The sequence below is a fragment of the Chromobacterium sp. HL1 genome (assembly GCF_057418835.1).
This window is the reverse complement of record NZ_CP162399.1, coordinates 2,919,461-2,943,516: the sequence shown is the minus strand read 5'-3', so window position 1 is coordinate 2,943,516 and position 24,056 is coordinate 2,919,461. Positions and strand designations below refer to the sequence as shown.

20 protein-coding genes are annotated in these 24,056 nt (G+C 63.2%); 16 read left to right on the top strand and 4 right to left on the bottom strand.

Features of this window, described 5'->3' with window-relative positions; translation table 11 throughout:
* Positions 1–303: 303 nt before the first annotated feature.
* A complete protein-coding gene (locus tag AB1Z25_RS13135; protein ID WP_107799542.1) occupies positions 304–1,419 on the top strand; it encodes an efflux RND transporter periplasmic adaptor subunit in 1,116 nt (371 codons plus the stop codon).
* Positions 1,420–1,434: 15 nt separating this feature from the next.
* Positions 1,435–4,548 (top strand): efflux RND transporter permease subunit, encoded by a 3,114-nt coding sequence (locus AB1Z25_RS13130; protein ID WP_486635428.1) that lies wholly within the window; start codon positions 1,435–1,437, stop codon positions 4,546–4,548.
* Between the two features lie 52 nt (positions 4,549–4,600).
* Here the strand turns inward: AB1Z25_RS13130 and AB1Z25_RS13125 are convergent, their stop codons facing one another.
* Positions 4,601–4,966 carry a hypothetical protein gene (locus AB1Z25_RS13125; RefSeq protein ID WP_081551307.1) on the bottom strand — a complete coding sequence of 122 codons (366 nt, stop codon included), beginning with the start codon at positions 4,964–4,966 and terminating at the stop codon, positions 4,601–4,603.
* 366 nt (positions 4,967–5,332) lie between these two features.
* Here AB1Z25_RS13125 and AB1Z25_RS13120 point away from each other — a divergent pair, with 366 nt between their 5' ends.
* From AB1Z25_RS13120 to AB1Z25_RS13085, 8 genes are all read left to right on the top strand, one after another.
* Positions 5,333–7,105, top strand: coding sequence for an ABC transporter substrate-binding protein (locus tag AB1Z25_RS13120; RefSeq protein ID WP_486635427.1), 1,773 nt, complete (start codon positions 5,333–5,335; stop codon positions 7,103–7,105).
* Positions 7,106–7,126: 21 nt separating this feature from the next.
* Positions 7,127–8,065, top strand: coding sequence for an ABC transporter permease (locus AB1Z25_RS13115; protein ID WP_107799538.1), 939 nt, complete (start codon positions 7,127–7,129; stop codon positions 8,063–8,065).
* Between the two features lie 13 nt (positions 8,066–8,078).
* The gene (locus AB1Z25_RS13110; protein ID WP_486635426.1) at positions 8,079–9,140 is read left to right on the top strand and encodes an ABC transporter permease; all 1,062 of its coding nucleotides are present in this window, start codon (positions 8,079–8,081) and stop codon (positions 9,138–9,140) included.
* A gap of 16 nt (positions 9,141–9,156) precedes the next feature.
* Positions 9,157–10,857: an ABC transporter ATP-binding protein gene (locus AB1Z25_RS13105; protein WP_486635425.1), complete on the top strand. Its 1,701-nt coding sequence runs from the start codon at positions 9,157–9,159 to the stop codon at positions 10,855–10,857.
* Positions 10,858–11,089: 232 nt separating this feature from the next.
* On the top strand, positions 11,090–11,449 hold the full coding sequence (locus tag AB1Z25_RS13100; protein WP_486635424.1) for a COG4315 family predicted lipoprotein: 360 nt from the start codon (positions 11,090–11,092) through the stop codon (positions 11,447–11,449).
* Entirely contained in the window at positions 11,436–12,422 is a 987-nt protein-coding gene (locus AB1Z25_RS13095) for a YncE family protein (RefSeq protein WP_107800121.1), read from the top strand. Before AB1Z25_RS13100 ends, AB1Z25_RS13095 begins: the two co-directional genes overlap by 14 nt.
* Positions 12,419–12,937, top strand: coding sequence for an RNA polymerase sigma factor (locus AB1Z25_RS13090; RefSeq protein ID WP_486635423.1), 519 nt, complete (start codon positions 12,419–12,421; stop codon positions 12,935–12,937). The genes AB1Z25_RS13095 and AB1Z25_RS13090 overlap by 4 nt, the downstream gene beginning before the upstream one ends.
* Positions 12,937–13,737 (top strand): anti-sigma factor family protein, encoded by an 801-nt coding sequence (locus AB1Z25_RS13085; RefSeq protein ID WP_486635422.1) that lies wholly within the window; start codon positions 12,937–12,939, stop codon positions 13,735–13,737. The genes AB1Z25_RS13090 and AB1Z25_RS13085 overlap by 1 nt, the downstream gene beginning before the upstream one ends.
* A gap of 67 nt (positions 13,738–13,804) precedes the next feature.
* Here AB1Z25_RS13085 and AB1Z25_RS13080 read toward each other — a convergent pair whose 3' ends face one another.
* The 3 genes from AB1Z25_RS13080 to AB1Z25_RS13070 all read right to left on the bottom strand — a co-directional run bounded on the left by AB1Z25_RS13080 (position 13,805) and on the right by AB1Z25_RS13070 (position 17,129).
* Complete coding sequence (locus tag AB1Z25_RS13080; RefSeq protein ID WP_107800124.1) at positions 13,805–15,205, bottom strand: L-serine ammonia-lyase; 1,401 nt, start codon at positions 15,203–15,205, stop codon at positions 13,805–13,807.
* 86 nt (positions 15,206–15,291) lie between these two features.
* Positions 15,292–16,581, bottom strand: coding sequence for an HAAAP family serine/threonine permease (locus tag AB1Z25_RS13075; RefSeq protein WP_486635421.1), 1,290 nt, complete (start codon positions 16,579–16,581; stop codon positions 15,292–15,294).
* A gap of 326 nt (positions 16,582–16,907) precedes the next feature.
* Entirely contained in the window at positions 16,908–17,129 is a 222-nt protein-coding gene (locus AB1Z25_RS13070; RefSeq protein WP_486635420.1) for a hypothetical protein, read from the bottom strand.
* Positions 17,130–18,128: 999 nt separating this feature from the next.
* On the opposite strand from AB1Z25_RS13070, the gene AB1Z25_RS13065 reads away from it, so the two are divergent.
* From AB1Z25_RS13065 to AB1Z25_RS13040, 6 genes are all read left to right on the top strand, one after another.
* Positions 18,129–18,341 (top strand): hypothetical protein, encoded by a 213-nt coding sequence (locus AB1Z25_RS13065; protein ID WP_107800125.1) that lies wholly within the window; start codon positions 18,129–18,131, stop codon positions 18,339–18,341.
* Between the two features lie 5 nt (positions 18,342–18,346).
* A complete protein-coding gene (locus AB1Z25_RS13060) occupies positions 18,347–19,174 on the top strand; it encodes a formate/nitrite transporter family protein (protein ID WP_227107763.1) in 828 nt (275 codons plus the stop codon).
* 227 nt (positions 19,175–19,401) lie between these two features.
* Positions 19,402–21,660 (top strand): formate C-acetyltransferase, encoded by a 2,259-nt coding sequence (gene pflB / locus AB1Z25_RS13055; protein ID WP_107800127.1) that lies wholly within the window; start codon positions 19,402–19,404, stop codon positions 21,658–21,660.
* A 200-nt stretch (positions 21,661–21,860) separates the two neighbouring features.
* On the top strand, positions 21,861–22,337 hold the full coding sequence (locus tag AB1Z25_RS13050; RefSeq protein WP_486635419.1) for a VOC family protein: 477 nt from the start codon (positions 21,861–21,863) through the stop codon (positions 22,335–22,337).
* A gap of 406 nt (positions 22,338–22,743) precedes the next feature.
* Positions 22,744–23,397: a hypothetical protein gene (locus AB1Z25_RS13045; RefSeq protein ID WP_486635418.1), complete on the top strand. Its 654-nt coding sequence runs from the start codon at positions 22,744–22,746 to the stop codon at positions 23,395–23,397.
* A gap of 393 nt (positions 23,398–23,790) precedes the next feature.
* Complete coding sequence (locus tag AB1Z25_RS13040; protein ID WP_486635417.1) at positions 23,791–24,003, top strand: VOC family protein; 213 nt, start codon at positions 23,791–23,793, stop codon at positions 24,001–24,003.
* Positions 24,004–24,056 lie beyond the last annotated feature (53 nt).

Genomic DNA, 24,056 nt, shown 5'->3' with positions numbered 1-24,056 from the left:
TTTAATGGATAGTGTTGTGGCATGATAACGGGCGGCCGCAGTCAGGCCGCCCAAATGCTTGGCTGAGGCTTGTTCGCCCACGTTTCACAACAACAAGACAATACGACCACACAATGGCATATCCCGCGGCGAAGCCTGTGGGATGATGCCGAGCGGCCCTGGTCCGGCCGCGCCGGCGCAAGGGGGAATCTTGCGTCGTTTCATCGTCCTGGATGCGCGGCCGCCGAGCCTGACGCGGCGGCCGATAGCGCGTGTCCGAGCCCCGCGTCGCAGGCGGCTCAACCATAGAAAAGAACAAAACAGATGAACACACGATTTGTCATAGTCCCGCTCTTGTCGTTGACGCTGGCGGCTTGCGGCGCCAAGCCGTCCGACCCGCCCAAGGAGGGCGCCGCCGGCAAGGCCGCGGCCTCCGCGCCGGTGGCGCGGGCGCTGTCCACCGCGGATGTGATGGCGGCCAAGCCGCGCGCGCTGGCGGCGACGATCGCCTTCACCGGATCGCTCAACGCGCTGACCAGCGGCACCGTGGCCGCCGAGGTGGAGGCCCGGGTCAAGGAAGTGCGCGTGCGCGAGGGCGAGGCGGTCAAGCGCGGTCAGGTGCTGGCGGTGCTGGACGCCGAAGTGCTGTCGCAATCGGTGACGGAACAGAACGCCCAGGTGGCCAACACCGAGGCGCGGCTGCGCCTGGCCAAGGTCAAACTGGAAAAACAGCGCGAGCTGCTGCACAAGGGCTTCATCTCGCAGATCGCCTATGACGAATTCGACAGCGATTACCGGGTGAAGGAGGGCGAAGCCAAGGCCCAGGCCACCCAGCTGGCGCGCGCGCGCCGGCTGCTGGCGGACACCCAGATCCGCGCGCCGATAGACGGCGTGGTCTACGAGCGCAAGATCAATCCGGGCGAAGTGGCCGGCAAGAACGCGGTGCTGTTCGCCATCGCCGACTTGTCGGTGCTGGAAATCGCCGCCACCGTTCCGGCGCGGCTGATCTCGCAGATCCAGCCCGGCATGCAGGCCGGCTTCAGTGTGGACGGCCTGGCCGAGCCGCAGCGCGGCGAAGTGGTGCGCATCAATCCGGTGGCGGTGGCGGGCACCCGCAGCTTCACCCTGTACATCCGCGTGAAGAACCCGGAATACAAGCTGAAGGCCGGACAGTTCGCCAAGGGCGGCATTGTGCTGCGCCAGATCAACGACCAGATCGTGCTGCCGCTGCCGGCCATTCACGATCCGGACGGCCAGCCCTGGGTGCTGGTGGCGCGCCAGGGCCGGCTGGAGCGGCGGCCGGTGGAACTGTTGCTGCGTTCCGAGGCGGACCGGCTGGCGGCGGTGTCCGGGGTCAAGCCGGGCGAGCACGTGATCGCCGTGGACCTGGTGGGGGTGAAGGCCGGCGATCCGGTCTCCCTGCCGGGCAGCAAACTCTAAGCGGAGGGGCGCAGCATGTGGCTGACCCGAATCAGTGTCCGCAACCCCTATTTCGCCGCCGTGCTGATGATGACGCTGGTGGTGCTGGGCTTGTTTTCCTGGCAGCGGCTGGCGGTGGAGGAAATGCCGGACATCCGCTTCCCCATCGCCCTGGTGTCCACCGACTATCCGGGCGCCTCGCCGGAAGTGGTGGAAAGCGAAATCTCCAAGCCGGTGGAAGAGGCGGTCAACACCATCAACGGCATCAAGGAAATCCGCTCCTATTCCATGGAAGGCAATTCCACCGTGGTGGTGGAGTTCGAGCTGTCGGTGGATCCGGTGTCGGCGGTGCAGAACGTGCGGGACAAGATAGGCGCCATCCAGGGCCAGTTCCGCCGCGAGATCTCCGCGCCCACCGTGTCCCAGGTGGACCCCAACGACAACCCCATGCTGACCCTGGTGCTGACCTCGGACCAGACCCGGCCGCGCGAACTGACCACCTGGGTGGACAAGGTGTTGAAAAAGCGGCTGCAGATGGTGGCCGGCGTCGGCGACGTCAAGCTGATCGGCGGCGTGCGCCGCGAGATCCGCGTCGACGTGGACCCGGTGCGGCTGGAGGCCTCCGGCCTGTCCCTGCAGGACGTGGCCGACGCGCTGCGCGCCGCCAACCAGGATTTCCCCGCCGGCTCGGTATCGGCGGTCAGCAAGGAGTGGGCGATCCGCGTTGCCGGTAAATTGAAATCCGCCGACGACTTCTCGCAACTGGCGGTGGGCTACCGCAACGGCGCACCCATCCGGCTTGAGGACATCGCCACCGTGGCCGACACCGAGGCCGAGCAGTCCAGCATCTCGCTGATAGACGGCCGGCCCGGCGTGTCGCTGGACTTGCGCGCCGCGCGCGGCGCCAACGTGGTGGAAGTGGCCGAGGGCGTCAAGGCCAGGGTGGCGGAGCTGAAGAACCAGATGCCGGCCGGGGTTCAGGTGCGCTACACCTACGACACCGCCGAGGACGTGAAGAAGTCGCTGAACAACGTCGAATCCACGCTGCTGGAAGGCGCCGGCCTGACCGTGCTGATCGTCTTCCTGTTCCTGGGCAGCTGGCGCAGCACCGTGATCACCGGCCTGACCCTGCCGGTGTCCCTGATCGGCACCTTGTTCGCCATCCAGATGTTCGGCTTCACCCTGAACATGCTGACCCTGCTGGCCCTGTCGCTGTCCATCGGCCTCTTGATCGACGACGCCATCGTGGTGCGCGAAAACATCGTGCGCCACGCCGGCCTGGGCAAGAGCCATTATCAGGCCGCGCTGGACGGCACCAATGAAATCGGCCTGGCGGTGCTGGCCACCACGCTGACCGTGGTGGCGGTGTTCCTGCCGGTGGGCTTCATGGGCGGCATCATCGGCAAGTTCTTCCACCAGTTCGGCCTGACCGTGGCGGTGGCGGTGCTGATCTCCATGCTGGTCAGTTTCACGCTGGACCCGATGCTGTCCTCCATCTGGCACGATCCGCACCACCACGGCGACAAGCATCTCGGCCCGCTGGGGCGGATGCTGGACGCCTTCGAAAGCTCGCTGGACCGGTTGTCGGAGCGTTACGTCGGCGTGATCCGCTGGGCGCTGGCCCACCGCAAGACCGTGCTGGGCACGGCCTTGCTGCTGACCGTCGCCAGCTTCGCGCTGGTGCCGGGCATCGGCGGCGAGTTCATCCCGGAGCGCGACAGCGGCAAATTCACCATCAGCTACCAGACCGCGCCCGGATCGGCGCTGGAATACACCGCCACCAAGGGCCATGAACTGGCGGCGGCGGTGAAGGGCATTCCCGAAATCAAGTCGATCTCGATGAATGTGGGCGAGGGCAATTTCGGCGCCGGCAAGAACGACGGCTCGGTGACGGTGGACATCGGCGACAAGAACAGCCGCCAGCGCACCCTGGGCCAGGTGATCGCCGACGCGCGCGCGCGGGTGCTGCCGGTGGCCGGCGTCACCATCAAATCCGTGGCCAACGAGCAGCAGCAGGGCAAGCCTGTCAAGGTGGGCTTGCGCGGCAGCGACCTGCGCGAACTGAGCGCGGTGTCCGAAGACCTGATGCGCCGGCTGGGCAAGATCCACGGCGTGCGCGACATCGAATCCAACCTCAGCGAAGGCGACCCGGCGCTGAACCTGGTGCTCAAGCGCGACGCCGCCACCAGTCTGGGCGTGGACCTGGCCCGCGTGGGCAAGACTCTGTCCATCCTGTTGGCCGGCAACGCGGTCACCACTTGGGAAGCGCCGGACGGCGAAAACTACGACGTCAAGCTGCGGGTGCCCAAGTCCGAGCGCCGTCAGGAGCTGCTGGACGCGCTGACCGTGGCCGGGCGGCCGGATGCGCACGGCGCGGCCAATATGATCCCGCTGTCCTCGCTGATAGAGACCCGGCAGGGCATCAGCCCGCGCCAGATCAAGCGCGTCAACATGATGCGCGAGATCACCATCCTGGCCAATATCGAAGGCCGCGACGCCGGCACCGTCTCCGCCGAGGTGCATCAATTGGTGGAAGGCCTGAAGCTGCCGCCGGGCGTGATGCTGGTGCAGGGCGGCCAGCAAAAGGACATGCAGGAATCGCTGGGCTACGCGGTGCAGGCTTTGGCGCTGGGGGTGATCTTCATCTATCTGATCCTGGCCGCGCAGTTCCGCAGCTTCACGCTGCCGGTGACCATCATGATGGCCTTGCCGCTGGCCTTCGTCGGCGTGTTCTGTTCGCTATATCTGTTTGGCTCCACGCTGAATATGTTCTCGGTGATCGGCATCATCATGCTGATGGGCCTGGCCGCCAAGAACGGCATCCTGCTGGTGGACTTCGTCAACCAGGCGCGGCGCGAAGGCATGGAGCGCAACCAGGCCATCGTCGAGGCCGGCCGGGTGCGGCTGCGCCCCATCATGATGACCAGCCTGGCGATGATCTTCGGCATGCTGCCCTTGGCGCTGGGCACCGGCGACGGTTCGGAGAGCAACCGGCCGATGGCGCACGCCATCATCGGCGGCTTGCTGACCTCCACCGTGCTGACCCTGATCGTGGTGCCGGTGGTCTACACCTATCTGGACGGCCTGCGCAGCCGGGTACGCCGCCTGTTGGGCGGCAAGCCGGCGCACCAGCCGGCGGCCGAACATTGAAACGAAAAGAGCCTGCGTTTGCGCAGGCTCTTTCTTTTGGCGAGGACGGTGTTTAATTTTTAGGGGGCGCCACGCAGTCATTGCCCTCAAAGCTCACCGACTGAATGGTATGGGTTTTGGGATCGGCGACGAAGTTGGTGGTGCAGCGGTAATACACCGAGCCGCCGCCGCTGAAGCCCCAGGGGTAGTTGTAGAAACCGCCCTGATAGGGCATTTCCTGGCTGTAGGCGCTGCGGTAGGTGTAGAGCTGATTGCCGTTGGGCATAGTCAGCTGGCTGGTGGGCGCGCCCCATTGCGCCAGCATCTCGTTGACGTCGCGGCCTTGCCAGCCGTAGACCTTTTGCGCGTAACCCGCCTGGGTGGCGCAGCCGGTCAGCAGGCTGGCGGCCAGCAGGGACAGCGCTAGCGTTGTTTTCATGAGGCGCTCCTGAGCAATGTGCCAGGCGGGGGGAGACGGCGTCCGCCTGAGGTGGTTTGAAGGGATACTTTTACGATGGCGTCGCCGCCGCCGCTTGTCAACAAGCAGCGCCGGCGCACCTTGTTCATGAGTGTTAAGAACCTGTTTACGATCTGCCGCGCGTCGGCGGGATGGATAGAAATGGGCGTTGAAACCAAGCTCAAAATGCTCATGTACCACGTGTACATTCCGCTTTTTCGCTCGTTTTCGCCTTGTCTCGCCTTAGCTCGCGAGATCGTAAACACGTTCTAAGAGCCGCTAGAACGGCGACATAATAAGCGGGCCGGCGCAAGACGCCAGGCCGAAGCGACAACAAAGGAGAAAATCATGAGCCTGAAGCGATGCGCGCTGCTGGCGCTGATGGCGTGGGGAGGAATGTCGGCGCAGGCCGCCGACATGAACAAGGTGCTGCATGTGGCCTTCAACGCGCCGGAGACCGGTTTCGACCCGTCCAAGACCTCGGACATCTACTCCGGCGCCATCATCGAACACATCTTCGACCCGCTGCTGACCTTCGACTACCTGGCGCGGCCGGTCAAGGTGGTGCCCAATGTCGCCACCGCCATGCCGACGGTCAGCGCCGACGCCAAAACCTACACCTTCACCCTGAAAAAAGGCGTGTACTTCGCGCCGGACCCGGCCTTCAAGGGCAAGAAGCGCGAGCTGACGGCGGAAGACTACGTTTACGCCTTCAAGCGGCTGATCGATCCGGCGGTCGCCTCGCCGATCAGCGATCTGGTGGCCGGCAAATTCGTCGGCCTGGACGCCTGGGCCAAGCCCGCCGGCGGCAAGATCAACTACGACGCGCCGGTGGCCGGCGTGCGCGCGCTGGACCGCTATACCCTGCAACTGAAGCTGACCCAGCCGTACCCGGCGCTGAAATACATCCTGGCCGCGCCCTTTGTGCAAGGCCAGGCGCGCGAGGCGGTGGAGGCTTACGGCAGCAACACCAACGCCCACCCGGTGGGCACCGGTCCCTATATGCTGGCCAAATGGCAGCCGGGCACCCACATCTCGCTGGTGGCCAACCCCCATTTCCGTAAGCAGACTTTCAACTACCCGCCGGGCGACAATCCGGAAGACCAGCGCGTCGCCCGCGAGATGAACGGCAAAAGCTACCCGCAGATCGGCCGCATCGAAGTGTCGGTGATCCAGGAGGAACAGCCCACCTGGCTGGCGTTCAAGAGCGCGGAGCTGGACCTGGTGGGCATTCCCCAGCCCTTGATCCGGCAGCTGCTGCGCATGGACCCGGGCAATCCGTGGCGGGCGGAACTGAAGCCGGATCTCCAGCGCCAGGGCGTCCGCTTGCTGCGCAGCCTGGACGAGGAAATCACCTTCTACGCCTTCGGCATGAAAGACCCGGTGGTGGGCGGCTACGGCAAGGACAAGATCGCGCTGCGCCGCGCCATCACCATGGCCTTCAACACCGACGAAACCATACGCGACATCCGCCGCAACCAGGCGGTCAAGGTCCAGTACGTGGTGCCGCCCAATGTGGCCGGCCACAATCCGGATTTCCGCGGCGCCTTCCCCTACAACCCGGCGCTGGCCAATGCCTTGCTGGACCGCTTCGGCTACAAAAAGGGCGCGGACGGCTACCGCCGCCAGCCAAACGGCGCGCCGATGGTGGTGGACTTCCTGACCGGCCCCACCGCCATCGACAAGCAATGGAACGAGTACTGGCAGAAAGCCTTCGATCTGATCAAGGTGCGCGTGGACTTCCGCGTGATGCAGTGGAACGAACAGATCAAGGCGCAGCGCGAATGCAAGTTCGGCATGAACGGCGCGGCCTGGATCGCGGACTTCCCGGACGGCGAAAACTTCGTCCAGCTGCTGTACGGCCCCAATACCGGCGGCGTCAACTACGCCTGCTACCAGTCCGCGCGCTATGACCGGCTGTACGAGCAATCCCGCAATCTGGAGGACGGCCCGGAACGCAACCGGCTGTACGACGCGATGAACAAGATCGTGATGGCGGACACGCCCTGGGCCTTCAGCGACACCCGTTTCCGCAACACGCTGATCCAGCCCTGGGTGCGCGGCGCCAAGCTGCATCCCAACTACAACTACATCTGGCGTTTCCTGGACGTGCAGAAGTAAGCGGCAGGCGAGGAGAACATCATGTCCGCTTTTATCATCCGTCGCATCCTGCAGATGATCCCAACCCTGTTTGGCGTCATGCTGCTGGTTTTCACCCTGTTCACCCTGGTGGGCGGCGATCCGTCGCTGGTGCTGGCCGGCAAGCACCTGACGCCGGACGTGCTGGCCAATATCCGCGCCCAGCTGGGCCTGGACCAGAGCCTGCCGCAGCAGTTCTGGATCTTCGTCAAACAGGTGCTGACGCTGGACTTCGGCACCTCCTGGTCCACCCAGCAGCCGGTGGCCGACATCATCGGCAGCCGCGTCGGCCCGTCCTTGACGCTGACCGGCGCCATGCTGGTGGTGGACCTGCTGATCGCCATCCCGCTGGCGGCGCTGGTCGCTTATTTCCGCGGCGGCCTGACCGACCACATCGTCACCATCGCCTGCACCGTGGCCATGTCGGTCAGCGCGCTGGTCTACATCATCGCCGGCCAGTATTTCCTGGCCTTCAAAATGGGCTGGTTCCCGGTGCGCGGCTGGGGGGATGCCTTCTGGGTCAATCTCTTCGTCTACGTGCCGCTGCCGCTGCTGATGGGCCTGATGGTGTCCTTGGGGCCGGACATCCGCTTCTACCGCAGCTTCTTCGTTGAGGAAATCGGCCAGGACTACGTGCGCACCGCGCGCGCCAAGGGCCTGTCCGAACGCGCGGTGATGCTCAAGCACGTGCTGCGCAACGCGCTGATCCCGGTGGTGACCAGCGTGATGATGTCGCTGCCTTATATGTTGATCGGCGCGCTGGTGCTGGAAAGCTTCTTCGGCATTCCCGGCATGGGCAACGAGGTGGTGATGGCGGTGAACAAGAGCGATTTCCCGGTGATCAAGGCCATCACCATCTATATCGCCATCGCCACCATGGTGTTCAATCTGCTGGGCGATCTGGTCTACAAGCTGATCGACCCGCGCGTGCAGCTCAAGTGAGAGAGGGCTGGAAATGACGACATTGCATAATGGCGCCGGCGCCGCGCCGGCCGCCCCGTCGCGCGGTTTGTGGGCGCTGGGCTGGCAAAGGCTGAAACGCAAGAAAGTGGGCTTTGTTTCGCTGTGGATCGTGGCGGTCTACCTGCTGCTGGCCGTCGGCGGCTGGTTCAATCTGGTGGGCGGCGGCTGGACCGACGAAATCGCCGTGCCCTACGCGCCGCCCAGCTGGGTGCAGGCCTCCGCCGACGACGTGTTGCCGCCGGAGCCGGCCAAGCCCGCCCAGGCGTCCGCCCCCATCGTCACCATGACGCCGGAGGAAGACCCGATAGGCCAGGAGCTGCAACAGGCGCGGCAGCACGCGGGCGAATACGCGCAGGCCGCGCCGGCCAAGCGCGCCACCTTGCCCTTCGGCGCGGATCTGCGCGGCCGCGACGTGATAGAGAAAACCCTGAAAGGCACCTCCACCTCCATCTTCGTCGGCGTGTTCGGCGCGGTGTCGGCCTTGCTGGTGGGCTGCGCGCTGGGCGCGGCGGCCGGCTATTTCGGCGGCAGGGTGGACGACGCGCTGGGCTGGTTTTACAGCGTGTTCACCTCGGTGCCGGACATGCTGTTGCTGTTGTCCTTCGCCGCCGTCTCCGGCCGCGGCATCACCACCATCGTCGCGGTGATGGCGCTGACCAGCTGGACCGGCACTTTCCGCCTGGTGCGCGCGGAATACCTGAAGCTCAAGGGCCGCGAATACGTGCAGGCGGCGGACGCCATCGGCGCCGGCAACGCCCGCAAGATGTTCGTCCACATCCTGCCCAATATCTCCCATCTGCTGCTGGTGCAGTTTTCCCTGCTCACCGTGGCGCTGATCAAGTACGAAGCCATCCTGTCCTTCCTCGGCTTCGGCGTCGGCGTGCGCCAGGTCAGCCTGGGATCGATGCTGGCGGAAGCGCCCACCGAGCTGATCCAGGGCTATTGGTGGCAAATGCTGGCGGTTACCTTGTCCATGTCGCTGCTGGTCACCGCCTTCAGCCTGTTGGTGGACGCGCTGCGCGACGCGCTGGACCCGCGCGCGGCGGCGAAGTGAGCGGGGAGAACAGACTATGACTCAGAACCAGACCCTGCTGTCGGTGCGCAACCTCAAAGTGGCGTTCCGTCAGGAGAACGGCGGCGATTTCCAGGCGCTCAAGGGCGTCAGCTTCGACATCCCGGCCAAGCGCACCGTCGCCTTGGTGGGCGAATCCGGCTCCGGCAAATCGGTGACCTCCATGGCCATCATGCGCCTGCTGTCGCCGCAACACGCCAGCATCCACCCGGACAGCCAGATCCTGCTGCAAGGGCGGGATCTGCTCAAGGCCGGCGGCGCCGAGATGCGGGCGCTGCGCGGCAAAGACATCGCGATGATCTTCCAGGAGCCGATGAGCTCGCTGAACCCGGTGTTCAGCGTGGGCGAGCAGATCATGGAAGCCTTGCTGCTGCACGCCAAGCTCGGCCGGCGCGCCGCGCGCCGGCGCGCAATCGAACTGTTGCGCGAAGTGGGCCTGCCGGAACCGGAAAGCAAGGTGGACAGCTACCCGCACCAGCTGTCCGGCGGCCAGCAGCAGCGGGTGATGATCGCGATGGCCATCGCCTGCGAACCCAAGCTGCTGATTGCCGACGAACCCACCACCGCGCTGGACGTGACCATCCAGAAGCAGATCCTGCAACTGATCGCGGACCTGCAGAAGAAACACGATATGGCGGTGCTGTTCATCACCCACGATCTGGGCGTGGTGGGCGAGTTCGCCGACGAAGTCATCGTCATGCGTCACGGCGAAATCCGCGAACAGGGCAGCGTGCAGCAAATCTTCGACGCGCCGCAGGACGCCTACACCAAGGCGCTGCTGGCCTGCCGCCCGCACCTGGACCGGCGGCCGCAACGGCTGGCGGTGATCGACGACTTCCTGCAGCCGGGCGGCTATGTGGAACCGCCGCAGCGCGAGCGCGGCTACCGGGACGACGACGAAATCATCCTGGACGTGCGCGGGCTGAGCAAATCCTTCGATGTGCGCGAAGGCTTGTTCGGCAAGCGCCAGTTCCACGCGGTCAAGGACGTGTCCTTCAAACTGGCCAAGGGCAAAACCCTGGGCATCGTCGGCGAATCCGGCTCCGGCAAGACCACCGTCGGGCTAACCCTGGTGCGGCTGCACCAGGCCAGCGGCGGCCAGGCGCTGTTCCACGGCCAGGACCTGCTGGGCATGGACGCCAAGGCCTTCCACGCCTATAAGCGGCGCATCCAGATCATCTTCCAGAACCCCTACGCCTCGCTGAACCCGCGCTTCACCGTGGAGCAGATCCTGAGCGAACCGATGCAGCTGCACGGCATCGGCCGCGACGGCGGCGAACGGCGCAAGCTGGCGCAGGAACTGCTGGACAAGGTGGGGATGCCGGCCGGGGCGCTGCAGAAATACCCGCACGAATTCTCCGGCGGCCAGCGTCAACGCATCGCCATCGCGCGCTGCCTGACCTTGAAGCCGGAAGTGCTGATCTGCGACGAATCGGTGTCGGCGTTGGACGTGTCGGTGCAGGCGCAAGTGCTGAACCTGCTGCAAGACCTGCAGGACGAATACGGCCTGTCCTATCTGTTCATCTCGCACGATCTGGCGGTGGTGAAGCATATCTCCGACCAGGTGATGGTGATGAACAAGGGCGAGGTGGTGGAGCAGGCGGACGCGGACCAGATCTACCGCGAGCCGCGGCAGAGCTATACCCGCAAGCTGTTGGAGTCCATCCCGCAAGGCTGGGTGGGCATGGCGCCGGCCTAAGCGCTGACGGCCATTCACACAAAACCGCCGGGAAACCGGCGGTTTTTTCATGGTTTGGCGGCAGGAACTGAAAAAAACGCGTCGCGGCGGGAATAAAGCGCGCCGTCCGTCCGTATACCCCGTACTGAACGCCGAATGGTCGGCGGTTTCGTCAAGATGGAGCGCCGCGGCGCGCAGGCCTTGAGATGAGGGCCGGTAATCGCCGCGTGTTCTACAACGGGAGGAGTCTGCGATGAAAGCATGGATGGCGGTGGCGCTGACGGCGCTGAGCATGGGCGCGTTGGCCGGGGAGGCGGCGTCGCGGCGCGACGGCGCGCTGGTGGACGCGCAAGGCATGACGCTGTACGTCTTCGACAAGGATGCGGCCGGCAGCGGCCGCAGCGCGTGCAATCAGGCTTGCGCGGCGCTGTGGCCGCCCTTGCTGGCGGCGGCCGAGGACAGCGCGCCGGAGGGTTTCAGCCGGGTCCGCCGCGACGACGGCCAGACGCAGTGGGCGTATCAAGGCAAGCCCTTGTACCGTTTCGCCAAAGACGGCAAGCCGGGCGAGCGCGCCGGCGACGGCTTCAAGGAGGTATGGCATGTGGCGCGTTAAAGCGAGGGCGGCACTGCTGTTGGCGGCGTTGTCGACGCCCTTGGCCTGGGCGCAGGAGCCGGCGGCTTTCGATCCGCAAATCCGCAACAACACCCTGGCGGTCAATCCGGCGGAAACGCTGGCCCTGGCCGGCAACAGCTCCCGCGGCACGCTGCTGGCCTATGACTTGCGCGCCGGCAAGCTGCTGCGCGAACTGCCGGGCTTCGTCACGCCGCGCAATATCGTGTTTTCCCCGGACGGGGAGCGCTTCTACGTCTCCGACAGCAGCAAGGGCGTGGTGGAGCGCTGGCACGCGGGCAGTTGGACGCGGGAAGCCAGCCTGGCCATCGGGCCGGGGGCTTTCGGCACCGCGCTGAACCGGGACGGCAGCCGGCTCTACGTCAATAATCAGGCCGCCGGCAGCCTGACCGTGGTGAACCTGCCGCAATGGAAGGTGGAAAAAGTGCTGACCGGTTTCGCCCAGCCGCGCCAGGGCATCAAGGTATCGCCGGACGGCGGCACCGTGTTCGTCACCAACTTCCTGGGCGACAAGATCACCCTGGTGGACGCGGCCAAGCTGGAGACCCGCGCCGAGGTGGGCGGTTTCGACAAGCTGCGCGCCATCTCCGTCAGCGGCGACGGCCGCAGCGTGTTCGCCGCCAATAGCGGCGCGGATACGCTGTCCTGGGTGGATGTGCCCAGCCGGACCGTGATCAAGACGGTGAAAGTGGGGCAAGAACCTTACGGCGCGGCCTTGCGGCCGGACGGGCGCTTCCTGTATTCCGGCAACCTCAAGAGCCACTCGCTGACCGTGGTGTCCTTGCCGGCGTTCGAAGCGGTGGGGGAAATCACCGGCTTCAGCGGGCCGCGTCAGGCCATCAGCTTCAGCCGGGACAGCGGCAAGGCCTGGGTGTTGAACGAAGATCTGGGCATTGCGGAGGTGGATTTGACGCGTAAGGCCATTGTCCGGGTGCTGGCCCCCGCCGCTGGATGAGCGAGGCCGCCCAACAGCGCTTCCACCGTCTGCTGGTGGATTGCATTCCGCGGCTGAGGCGTTATGCCCGCGCCCTGGTGTTTGATCAGGGCGCGGCGGACGATCTGGTGCAGGACACGCTGGAGCAAGCCTGGCGCAAGTGGCGGCAATGGCGGGAAGACCGCGATTTGCGCCCCTGGCTGTTCGGCATCATGCACCGGCAGCATATCGATGACTTTCGCCGCTACGGCGCCAGGCGGCAGCCGCTGTCGGAGGATATGGCCGAGCTGAAGGTGGACGCGCCGCAGGAGCGCGGCCTGGCGCTGCGCGAGCTGGCGGCCAATCTGGCCCGGCTGCCGGAGGAGCAGTGCGCCGTGTTGCTGCTGCTGGCGCTGGAGGACATGAGCTATCAGCAGATTGCGGCGACCTTGGACATTCCGCTGGGCACGGTGATGTCGCGGCTGAGCCGGGGGCGCGAACGCTTGCGCGGTTTGATGGAGGCGGGCGCCGCGCCGGCCGCCGGAGGAGGAGCATGATGGAAACGGTCACGGAACAGGAATTGCAGGCTTATCTGGACGACGCCTTGCCGCTGGAGCGGCGCGCGGCGGTGGAAGCCTATCTGGACAACCATCCGGAGGCGCGGGAACGGCTGCGGGCTTACCGCCGCTTGCAGGACGATATCGGCGCCTTGTTCGAGCCGGCCTTGCGAGAGCCCGTCCCGCCGCGCCTGCTGGCCGCCGCGCTGCCGCCGCCGGCTCCGTTGCGGCGAGGGTGGCGGGTGCCGTGGTGGCAGGGCGCGGCCGCGTCCGTGCTGATGTTGGCCCTGGGCGGCGGCGGCGGCTGGTTGCTGCGCGGTCAGCTGCAAGCGCCGGCTGCGCAGTGGGTGGCGGCGGCGGACGGCCAGGAGCCTTTGCCGCGCTTGGCGGCGATGGCGCATGTGGTGTACAGCCCGGACGTGAAGCGGCCGGTGGAAATCGACGCCGAGCATCAGGACCAGTTGGTGGCCTGGCTGTCCAAACGGCTGCAAAGCCGGGTCAAGCCGCCGCTGTTGAGCGCGCAAGGCTATGAGTTGATCGGCGGCCGGCTGTTGCCGGGCGAACAAGGGCCGGTGGCCCAGTTCATGTATCACAACGCCGCCGGCCAGCGCATGACCTTGTACGTGGCCACCACCGCCGCGCCGCGCCGCGACGCGGGCTTCCGCTTCGCCAGCCAGGGGCCGGTCAACGTGTTTTATTGGTGGGACGGCCGCTTCGCCTACGCCTTGTCGGCCGGCCTGTCGCGGGATGAGCTGGGGAGGTTGGCGGAGGCGGCGCACGGCCAGTTGCGGACCTCCTGAGCCGCGGGCAAAAAAAACGCCGCCGGGTTTGCCCCGGCGGCGTTGTCTTTTGACGGCTGGCCTAAGCTCAGGCCGCGTCGTTCACCCAGCGGATGGCCTGGGTCGGCGCCACCTTGCTCTCGGTCACGATCTGCAGGGCCAGGCCGCCGCAGGAGGTTTCACGGTACTTGGCGTCCATGTCCTTGCCGGTTTCGTACATGGCGGCGATCACCTTGTCCAGCGACACCTTGGGGCTGCTGACGCGGTGCATGGCCATGCGCGCGGCGTTGATGGCCTTGACCGCGGCGATGGCGTTGCGCTCGATGCAGGGAATCTGCACCTGGCCGCCCACCGGGTCGCAAGTCAGGCCCAGGTTGTGCTCCATGGCGATTTCCGCCGCCATGCACACCTGGGACGGGCTGCCGCCCATCAACTCGGTCAGGCCGGCCGCGGCCATGGAACAAGCCACGCCCACCTCGCCCTGACAGCCCACCTCGGCGCCGGAGATCGACGCGTTCAGCTTGAACAGGCAACCAATGGCGCCGGAAGACAGGAAGAAGCGCAGGCAGCTGTCCTCGTCCAGCGGCTGGATGAAGTGGTTGTAGTAGGCCAGCACCGCCGGCACGATGCCGCAGGCGCCGTTGGTGGGCGCGGTGACCACGCGGCCGCCGGCCGCGTTTTCTTCCGACATCGCCATCGCGTACATATTGACCCAATCCATCACGCTCATCGGGTCCTTGGCCACTTGCAAGGAGCTGGTCAGCATCCGGTGCAAGGCCGGCGCGCGGCGCGGAATCCGCATCGGGCCGGGCAGATTGCCCTCGGTGCGCATGCCGCGGTCAATGCTGGTCTTCATCACATCCCACACTTTGGCGAAATGCTGCTGAACGTCCTTGACCTCATGGAAGGCTTTTTCGTTTTCCATCACCAGCGCGGAAATGGACAGGCCGGTTTCCTCGCACATATCCATCATCTGCTGCGCGCTGAGGAAGTGATAAGGCACCGGGGTGTCGCTGCAGGAGCTTTGATTGAAATGCTCCTCGTCCACGATGAAGCCGCCGCCGATCGAATAATACGTTTTGGTCAGCACGCACTCGTCGCCGACAAAGGCGTGGATCTGCATGCCGTTTTCGTGCATCGGCAGGTTGGCGGTGTGGAAATCCATGTCGAAGCCCACGCGCTGATGCGTGCGGCCCAGCGTCAGCTGGCGGGTTTTTTCCACATCGGCGATCAGGGCCGGCGTTTGTTCCGGGTCCACGGTGTCCGGCAGATTGCCGGCCAGGCCCAGGATGATGGCGTGGTCGGTGCAATGCCCCTTGCCGGTCAGGGCCAGCGAGCCGTAGCAGTCGACGTGAACATGGGTGACTTGGTTGAAACGGCCGGTTTCCTTGAGCGAGCCCAGGAACTGGTGGCCGGCCTTCATCGGACCGACGGTGTGGGAACTGGAGGGGCCGACGCCGATTTTGTAGATATCAGTCATGCTGAACATGATTGCTTACCTCTTGGCTTGATACTTTGGCTTGATGCTGAGGAGCCCAGCCGGCCGTAACCGGCCGGGCTGTCAGAGAAGGGCGATCAGGCGAACAGATCGTAGAAGATGGCGGAGATGGCGATCAGGCCGATCAGAACCACGAAGACGTTGCTGGCGGCGCCGGAGTATTTCTTCATGGCCGGCACTTTGGCGATGGCGTACATCGGCATCAGGAACAGCAGCATCGCGATCACCGGGCCGCCCAGGGTTTCGATCATGCCCAGGATGCTGGGGTTGAAGGTGGCCACGGCCCAGGTGGTGATGATCATGAACACGGCGGTGAAGCGGTCCAGTTTGGCGGTTTCGATGGATTTGCCGCTCTGGCGCAGTTGCTTGATGATCAGGCCGTTGAAGCCTTCTTTGGCGCCCAGGTAGTGACCCAGGAAGGACTTGCTGATGGCGACGATGGCGATCAGCGGAGCCACCCATTCAATCACCGGGTTGCGGAAGTGGTTGGCGAGGTAAGACAGGATGGAAATGTTCTGCGCTTTAGCAGCGGCCAGGTCGGCCGGGGACAGGCTGAACACGCAGCTGAACACGAAGAACATCACCGACAGCACCATCATGATGTGAGCGCGGATCAGCACGCGGCCGGCGGCCGGTTCAGCGGCGTCGCCATGCAGCTTCTGCTGGTCAACCGAGAAGGACGAAATGATGGGCGAGTGGTTGAAGGAGAACACCATGACCGGGATGGCCAGCCACAGCGTTTTGTAGAACGCGCCGTGGGACAGGGCGTCGCCCAGGCTGCCGGCTTGCTGGATGGCCGAGCTGTTCCATTCCGGAACCAGGTACAGCGCCAGCAGCATCAGGCAGGCGACAAAGGGGTAAACCAGCACGCTCATGGCCTTGACGATCATCTTCTCGCCCAGGCGCACGATGGCCATCAGACCCAGGATCAGGATCAGCGACAGGATGGCGCGCGGCGGAGCGGACACGCCCAGCTGGTTGACCATGAAGGATTGCACGGTGTTGGTGATGGCTACGCTATACACCAACAGAATGGGGTAGATGGCGAAGAAGTAGAGCAGGGTGATCAGCTTGCCCGCGCCCACGCCAAAGTGCTCTTCCACCACCTCGGTGATGTCGGCGCCCGGCTTGGAGCTGGACAGTACGAAACGGGTGAGGCCGCGGTGAGCGAAGAAAGTCAGCGGCAGGGCCAGCAGCGCCATGACGATCAGCGGCCACAGACCGCCAATGCCTGCGTTGATGGGCAGGAACAAGGTGCCGGCGCCAATGGCGGTGCCGTACAGACCCAACATCCAGACGGTATCTTGCTTGGTCCAGGAGGACGAAGCGCCTGATTTGGGCAGGGGGGTGGAAACGGCTTGAGACATGATATTGGCCTTCATTAAAGACAAATGGGGTAATCGTTCTGGCGTGCCGCCCGGCGGCGCGCCGTTTTCATCTCTTGCTAGACTTTTGGTCAGTAGCTGGAACCGCTGATTAGTGATTCACGGCTTCATTGATGTGCATGGTATAGGCAGTTGTACTGCGAGGGTTACACCTTTCAGAACATCAGTTGATTCTAATCAACTTTATTTTGAAGCAAAACGAACATCCGAACAATTGCTATTTGCTGTAGATGTCTTATCAATATCATGACGATTGCTTTGTTTTGGTTTAAAAAACTACAAAATATCTATGTTTATTGAAAAAATGGCTAGAAAGCGCGCATTTTTTGAGAATCTTCCAATTTTCGGATTGCTTTGTTTTCTTGTTGCTTTGCTGATTGTTGCTGAGTGAAATCGAGCGCTTGCTTGAAAAAGCGCATCGACTTTGCGAAATAGTTCGAGGCAGTTGTAGCGGGAAGGAACACGCCAATGGCATGGTTGCCGCTGGCGCGGCGGCACGGGTACTTGGCTGCGGCGAGTGGTTTGCCCATCCGGTTTTTGCTGGGTAACTTGATGAATAAAATGAATTAATTCGGTTTTGACGTCTGGGGGCGGGGATGGGGGAGAGGCGCTGGGCGCCGCCGCTTGCGTCAAGACATTTGCTATATCAGCAGAGCCGAGAGCGGGCGGTGGAGTATCATAATATGAAATCTGAGCAGCCAAATCGTTTTCGAAAACGAACAAAAATATTTCAAAACGAACATTATTTGGTTGGTTTCCAACATGTCGCTAGCGTTCAAACGATCGTTTTTCTATTATCCATATGATTTATATGATGTTTTTCATTGTTTATTATCGCGCTTGCCATCCGCCTAAGAGCCTGTTCAAAGTCTCTCGAGCAAGAACGAGGCAAGGCCTTGCCGCCGAAGAAGCGGAATACGCAAGGGGCGCATGGGCGCTCTGAAGCCGGTTTCAAGGCCTCGCTCTGACCATCCCGCTGACGCGCGGCAGGCGGCGAACCGCCTCTTAAGAGCGCCAAACACGCTCAGGTTTTACGGCTGAAGCAAGGCGCGCCAACGCCGGCGCTACGGGAATCGCTCAAGTCGGCGCACGCGGCACCAGGGTTGCTTGGCCGCGCTAGCGGTTCAAGACCGCGCGATTAGGGGCAAGGCCAGGCGCGGCGGTCTCAAGGGCGGAATGCGCCAGGGACGCATGCGCGTCCTCAAGCCGCGATTGCTGCGCCGCGTCCCGCCTGGCGCGGCGGCTCTTGAATGGCTAGGCAATAGGCTGTCAACGTCTAGCGAGCCGGAGCGAGACAGGGCGGAAACCGCTGAGAAAGCGGGATGCGCGCGCGGTGCGTCCGCATTTCGAAGCGGCGCTCGCCGCGCCGCGTCTTGTAAAGCGCGACAGGCTTTGAACCGGATCTAAGGAGAGCCGGCGGCTGAGCCGCGGCTGAGACGGCAAATCCATTGCCGGGCATGTTGTAAAAAGAAAGGCTTGAGCGAAAGCGTGCCAAGGAAAGGCTTGCGTTTGATAGTTATCAAACAACAATGATGCAATACGAACATAAAATTTTCGTGAATCAACAATCAGGGCAAGCGCAGACGCGGGAACCAATCAAGGATGACAGCCAACCAAGCCAATGCCGGAAGCAGGCCGGGCCGGGCAAAATCCGGCAAAACCTGAAAACGGCATCAGCAGTTGATAGGCATTGCATCAAGATGGACCCGCGGCTGGCGGCGTTGCCCAAGCTCGCGAAATGAAAAACATGAATCACGCCTCCACACTCGCCTACGTCGCGGCAGAAGCCGCCGCCAAACAGACCGTGCTGCGTCAGCACCCCGGCCGCTATCTATTGAGCGCCGGCATGGCCGGCGCGCTGATCGCCGTGGTGCTCAGCGTCAGCCTCAAGCTGGGCCAGGTCTTCTTCGCCGTCGGCTCCCCCGGCTACTACATCGCCGTGGCCGGCTTCTTCGGCGTGGCCCTGGTCAGCATCATCGTCTGCAAGCTGGAGCTGTTCACCAGCAATGTGATGTACTTCAGCGTGGGCGTGCTCAGCGGCGACTGCCGCGTCTGCAACCTGCTGCGCAGCTGGACCCTGGTCTACCTGGGCAATCTGCTGGGCGTGTTGCTGTTTACCGCCGTGTTCGCCGGCGCCGGCGGCATGGGCAGCCTGCCGGCCGACCACCTGCTGTTCAATGTGGCCGCGCACAAAGTGCACGCCGGCGGCTGGGAAATCTTCTGGAAGGGCGCGCTGTGCAACTGGGTGATCTGTCTGGCGGTATGGGTGCCGCTGCGCATGGCCGGCGACGCCGCCAAGATGCTGATGATCCTGCTGCTGGTCTTCGTGTTCTTCTTTTCCGGTTTTGAGCACAGCATCGCCAATATGGCCTTCTTCTCGCTGGCCCTGCTGCACGGCATGCAAGGCCTGGACGCCGCCGCCATCCTGCACAATATGATTCCGGCCACCCTGGGCAATATCGCCGGCGGCGCGCTGGGCGTGGGCCTGGTGGTTTACCTGCTGGAGCGCCACACCCTGCCGGCGCGGCGCGAAGCCGCAAAACCGGCCGCGGCGGCGCTTGGAACGAGTGTTTGATGTTCGTTTTCGAATGTAATGCGCCGGCTACAATGACGGCGTGTTGATGTGGTTTTTCATGGTATTGAAAATAAAGCGTTTTTTAAGAGATTTTGCCGCCGCCTCGGGCGGGGCCGCATGCGCGTTTTAGTCTGCGGCAGTTGATCTTTATCAAACGATTTTTTTCGAAACCGAATGTACAATATGTTCAGTACTCAACATTTACTGATAGTTACTAGGAGGCACACATGGATGCTCTGAATCGTGACGCGACTCAAGCCAACCCCTGGCGCGATTTCACCGGCGGTGAATGGCAAAGCAAGGTGGATGTCCGCAACTTCATCCAGCTGAACTACAAGCCGTTTGAAGGCGACGCCAGCTTCTTGGCGCCCGCTACCGCGCGCACCCAAAAGCTGTGGGACACCCTGAGCGAGTTGCTGAAAGAAGAACGCGCCCGTGGCGTGCTGGACGTAGCCGCTGACCGCGGCAGCTCCATCACCGCGCATGACGCCGGCTACATCGACCAAGCCAGCGAAGTCATCGTCGGCCTGCAAACCGATGCGCCGCTCAAGCGCGCCATCATGCCCAACGGCGGCCTGCGCATGGTTGAGAACGGCCTGGAAGCCTTCGGCTTCAAGCTGGACCCGGTCATCAAGGACGTGTGGACCCACTATCGCAAGAGCCACAACCAGGGCGTGTTCGACACCTACACCCCGGACATCATGGCCGCGCGTAAATCCGGCGTGATCACCGGCCTGCCGGACGCCTACGGCCGCGGCCGCATCATCGGCGACTACCGCCGCGTGGCCCTGTACGGCACCGACTTCCTGCGCGCCGAACGCCAAAAAGTATTCCATGAGCTGGACGACGCCGTTTTCAACGAAGACGTGCTGCGTCTGCGCGAAGAACTGTCCGAACAATTCCGCGCGCTGGACGAACTGAAGCAGATGGCCGCCAAGTACGGCTTCGACATCAGCCGCCCGGCCGTCAACGCCCGCGAAGCGGTGCAGTGGACCTACTTCGCCTACCTGGCCGCCGTGAAAGAACAAAACGGCGCCGCCATGTCCTTCGGCCGCGTCGCCACCTTCCTGGACGTCTACATCGAGCGCGATCTGGCCTCCGGCGCGCTGACTGAAGAACAAGCCCAGGAAATGATCGACGACCTGGTGATCAAGCTGCGCATCGTGCGTTTCCTGCGCACCCCGGAATACGATCAACTGTTCTCCGGCGACCCGACCTGGGTGACCGAATCCATCGGCGGCATGGGCGAAGACGGCCGCACCCTGGTGAGCAAGAGCAGCTTCCGCTTCCTCAACACCCTGTACAACCTGGGCCCGGCGCCGGAACCCAACCTGACCGTGTTGTGGTCCACCCAGCTGCCGCGCGGCTTCAAAGACTTCTGCGCCAAAGTGTCCATCGACACCAGCTCCATCCAGTACGAAAACGACGACCTGATGCGTCCGCACTGGGGCGACGACTACGGCATCGCCTGCTGCGTGTCCGCGATGCGCATCGGCAAGCAAATGCAGTTCTTCGGCGCCCGCGCCAACCTGGCCAAAGCCATGCTCTACGCCATCAACGGCGGCGTGGATGAAAAGTCCGGCGTGCAAGTGGCCAAGGGCTTTGAGCCGATCAAGAGCGACGTGCTGACCTACGACGAACTGATGCCCAAGTTCGACCTGCTGATGGACTGGCTGGCCGCCACTTACGTCAAGGCGCTGAACTGCATCCACTACATGCACGACAAGTACGCCTACGAACGCATTGAAATGGCGCTGCACGACCGCGACATCCTGCGCACCATGGCTTGCGGCATCGCCGGCCTGTCCGTGGCCGCCGACTCCCTGTCCGCCATCAAGCACGCCAAAGTGCACATCATCCGCAACGAAGCGGGCCTGGCGGTGGACTACAAGATCGAAGGCGACTACCCGGCTTACGGCAACAACGACGACCGCGCCGACAGCATCGCGGTATGGCTGACCGAAACCTTCATGGACAAGATCAAGGCCCAGCCGCACTTCTACCGCAACGCGATGCCGACTCAGTCCGTGCTCACCATCACCTCCAACGTGGTGTACGGCAAGAAAACCGGCAACACCCCGTGCGGCCGCCGCGCCGGCGAACCGTTCGCCCCGGGCGCCAACCCGATGAACGGCCGCGACGTGAAAGGCTTTGTCGCCGCAGGCGCATCGGTAGCCAAGCTGCCGTATGAAGCCGCGCTGGACGGCATCAGCTGGACCGCCTCCGCCACCCCGGACGCATTGGGCCATAGCGAAGAAGAACGCGTTGCCAACCTGGCCAACTGCCTGGACGGCTTCTCCGACGCCGGCGGTTTCCACGTCAACGTCAACGTGTTCAAGCGCGAAACCCTGATGGACGCGATGGAACATCCGGAGCTGTACCCGCAACTGACCATCCGCGTGTCCGGTTATGCGGTGAACTTCGTCAAGCTGACGCGCGAGCAACAGCTGGACGTGATCAACCGCACCTTCCACGGCAGCATGTAAGTCCAACGCCGCTGGCCACCGCGACGGCCAGCCGGCACAGCGCCAAGCCTCCCCTAGGGGAGGCTTTTTTTATGCGCGCGGCGAGATCGCCAAAATTGTCTACCATGACAAATGTATGTTTTGGGCATGCGGCCATTGCTTATTCTTGTGCATGGCAATGGCCTGTCTTTGAGCGATATGAGCCAGCAAAGGGAAGGGGAATGGGCAAAAACACCATCTGCCTGTGGTACGACGGCGACGCCGAAGACGCCGCGCGCTTCTACGCCGCCACCTTCCCGGACAGCCGCGTCGGCGCGGTGCTGCGCGCGCCCGGCGATTACCCGGCCGGCCAAGAAGGCGATGCGCTCACCGTGGCATTCACCGTGCTGGGCATTCCCTGTCTGGGTATCAACGGCGGCCCAGCCTTCAAACATAGCGAAGCCTTCTCCTTTCAGGTGGCCACCGAAGACCAGGCCGAAACCGACCGCCTGTGGCAGGCCATCGTCGGCAACGGCGGCCAGGCCAGCGCCTGCGGCTGGTGCAAGGATAAATGGGGCCTGAGCTGGCAAATCACCCCGCGTGTGTTGACCGAGGCGCTGGCCGATCCCGACCGCGCCGCCGCCAAGCGGGTGTTCGACGCGATGATGGAGATGGTGAAGATTGATATTGCCGGGATTGAGAAGGCGAGGAGGGGGTAGTTGTTATTTTTCAGGTGGCTGTTGACGGCCCAAAGTGGCTGATTTCGGGCAGCAACACGCCATCGGCTTACTCCTGAGCCCAATGCTTTTCTTGTTTCAATTGCGTAGAACGTGTTTACGATCTTGCGAGCAAGAGCGAGACAAAGCGAAAACGGCTGAGAAAGCGGAATGTACAAGTGGTACATGAGCATTTCGAAGGCGTACTCATCGTGTAACGTGCCACGCAGCGCAGCAGATCGTAAACAGGTTCTTAGAAGCGTCAGGCGCCTGCTACAGGAAATTTAAAGGGGCCAGATTGCAGTTGTATGCCTTTCGCCGGTCGTTCTTCGAGCAGGACTCACTTCGAATATCCGGCTCGGTCAGTCGAAGCTGGTTATGAAAACCGAGAATAAGCAAGGAGCATGTTGTGGCTATCACCCTCGTTTTGGCTTGCAAACAAAGTGACTTCAACGCACGGCATAGTGGCTCCTGCGAAGGCATTTCCTTTTATTTCTGCATGCGCGCGCTCGACTTGGGTCCGGTGCCGGGACTTGCCGACATGTTGGAACAGCGGAATATCAGTCGGAAGGTTGAGCGCATCATGGCTTTGCAGGACCAGATCTGTGATGGCCTCATGACATCCGGCGCCTATGAAACCGACATTGACAACCAGCCGATCAGCGACCCCAGAGGAGGCAACCTTCCCGGTATTCGCAACCAGGGCAAGGCCATCCAGGCGTTTCATAACCTGTACTCACAGGAGGCGCAGACCCTGGGCTGCAAGTCGATTGGAACCTTGTCTTCCTTCTTCGAGGGAGGCTTCGTCCAGTTGCTGACGCACACCATCGAACTGTTGGTGAGCAGCGGGCGCGGCGCGGCCCTGATCGCCATGCAAAGCACTACGCCCCACTCTGTGGCGCTTGCCTATGACGGTAGCGATCTCTATTTCTTCGATCCCAATTCTGGCGTTCACACATTGACGAACCTCGCCACGGCAGCGACGGAACTGGAGAACCACCTGATGACCTACTATGCCGTCCCCTCCTGCGTTCACGTCAATATGTTCAAGCTGAACCACTGAAACGAACTTCCCAGTGAACGGTTGGGGACAGTTCCATTTGATGGGCAAACTGGCCGCTTGCGGCCCTCCACGAGGGACAGCTAAGGGGCTAAGAGGCCGCAAGCTAAGCAATTATTATTTCAGAAAGCGTCACGCCCCAAACCAAGCCCCGGCCAAAGCCGGGGTTCGTTCTTCCTTATTTCTTCTCTATCCGCCGCACTGAGCGGTTTTCCATACTCTTGCGTTTGATCTGTGCCCGCTGCTGGCGATGCCATTCGTCAACGTCCTCAAACGCGTCCACCTTGCGCGCGGCCTGCGTGAGTATGGCTTACAGATGCTTGAAGAAGCCAGCCCAGTAGCTACGCTGCTCCGGCTTGCGGAAGTGATGTCGCGGCTGAGAAGGCTTTTTTATGAGTGCCTGCTTTGGATCAATGCCGCAAAAAATGCCCATGTGCTATAAAGTGGTCTAATTTATACGTCATTACTTCTGGTCGGGTGGCCGCCGAAGAGCAGGCCGAAACCGACCGTCTGTGGCAGGCCATCGTCGGCAACGGCGGCCAGGCCAGCGCCTGCGGCGGGTGCAAGGATAAGTGGGGCCAAGCTGGCAAATCACGCCACGCGCGTTGACCGAGGTGCTGGCCGATCCGGACCGCGCCGCCGCCAAGCGGGTATTCGACGCG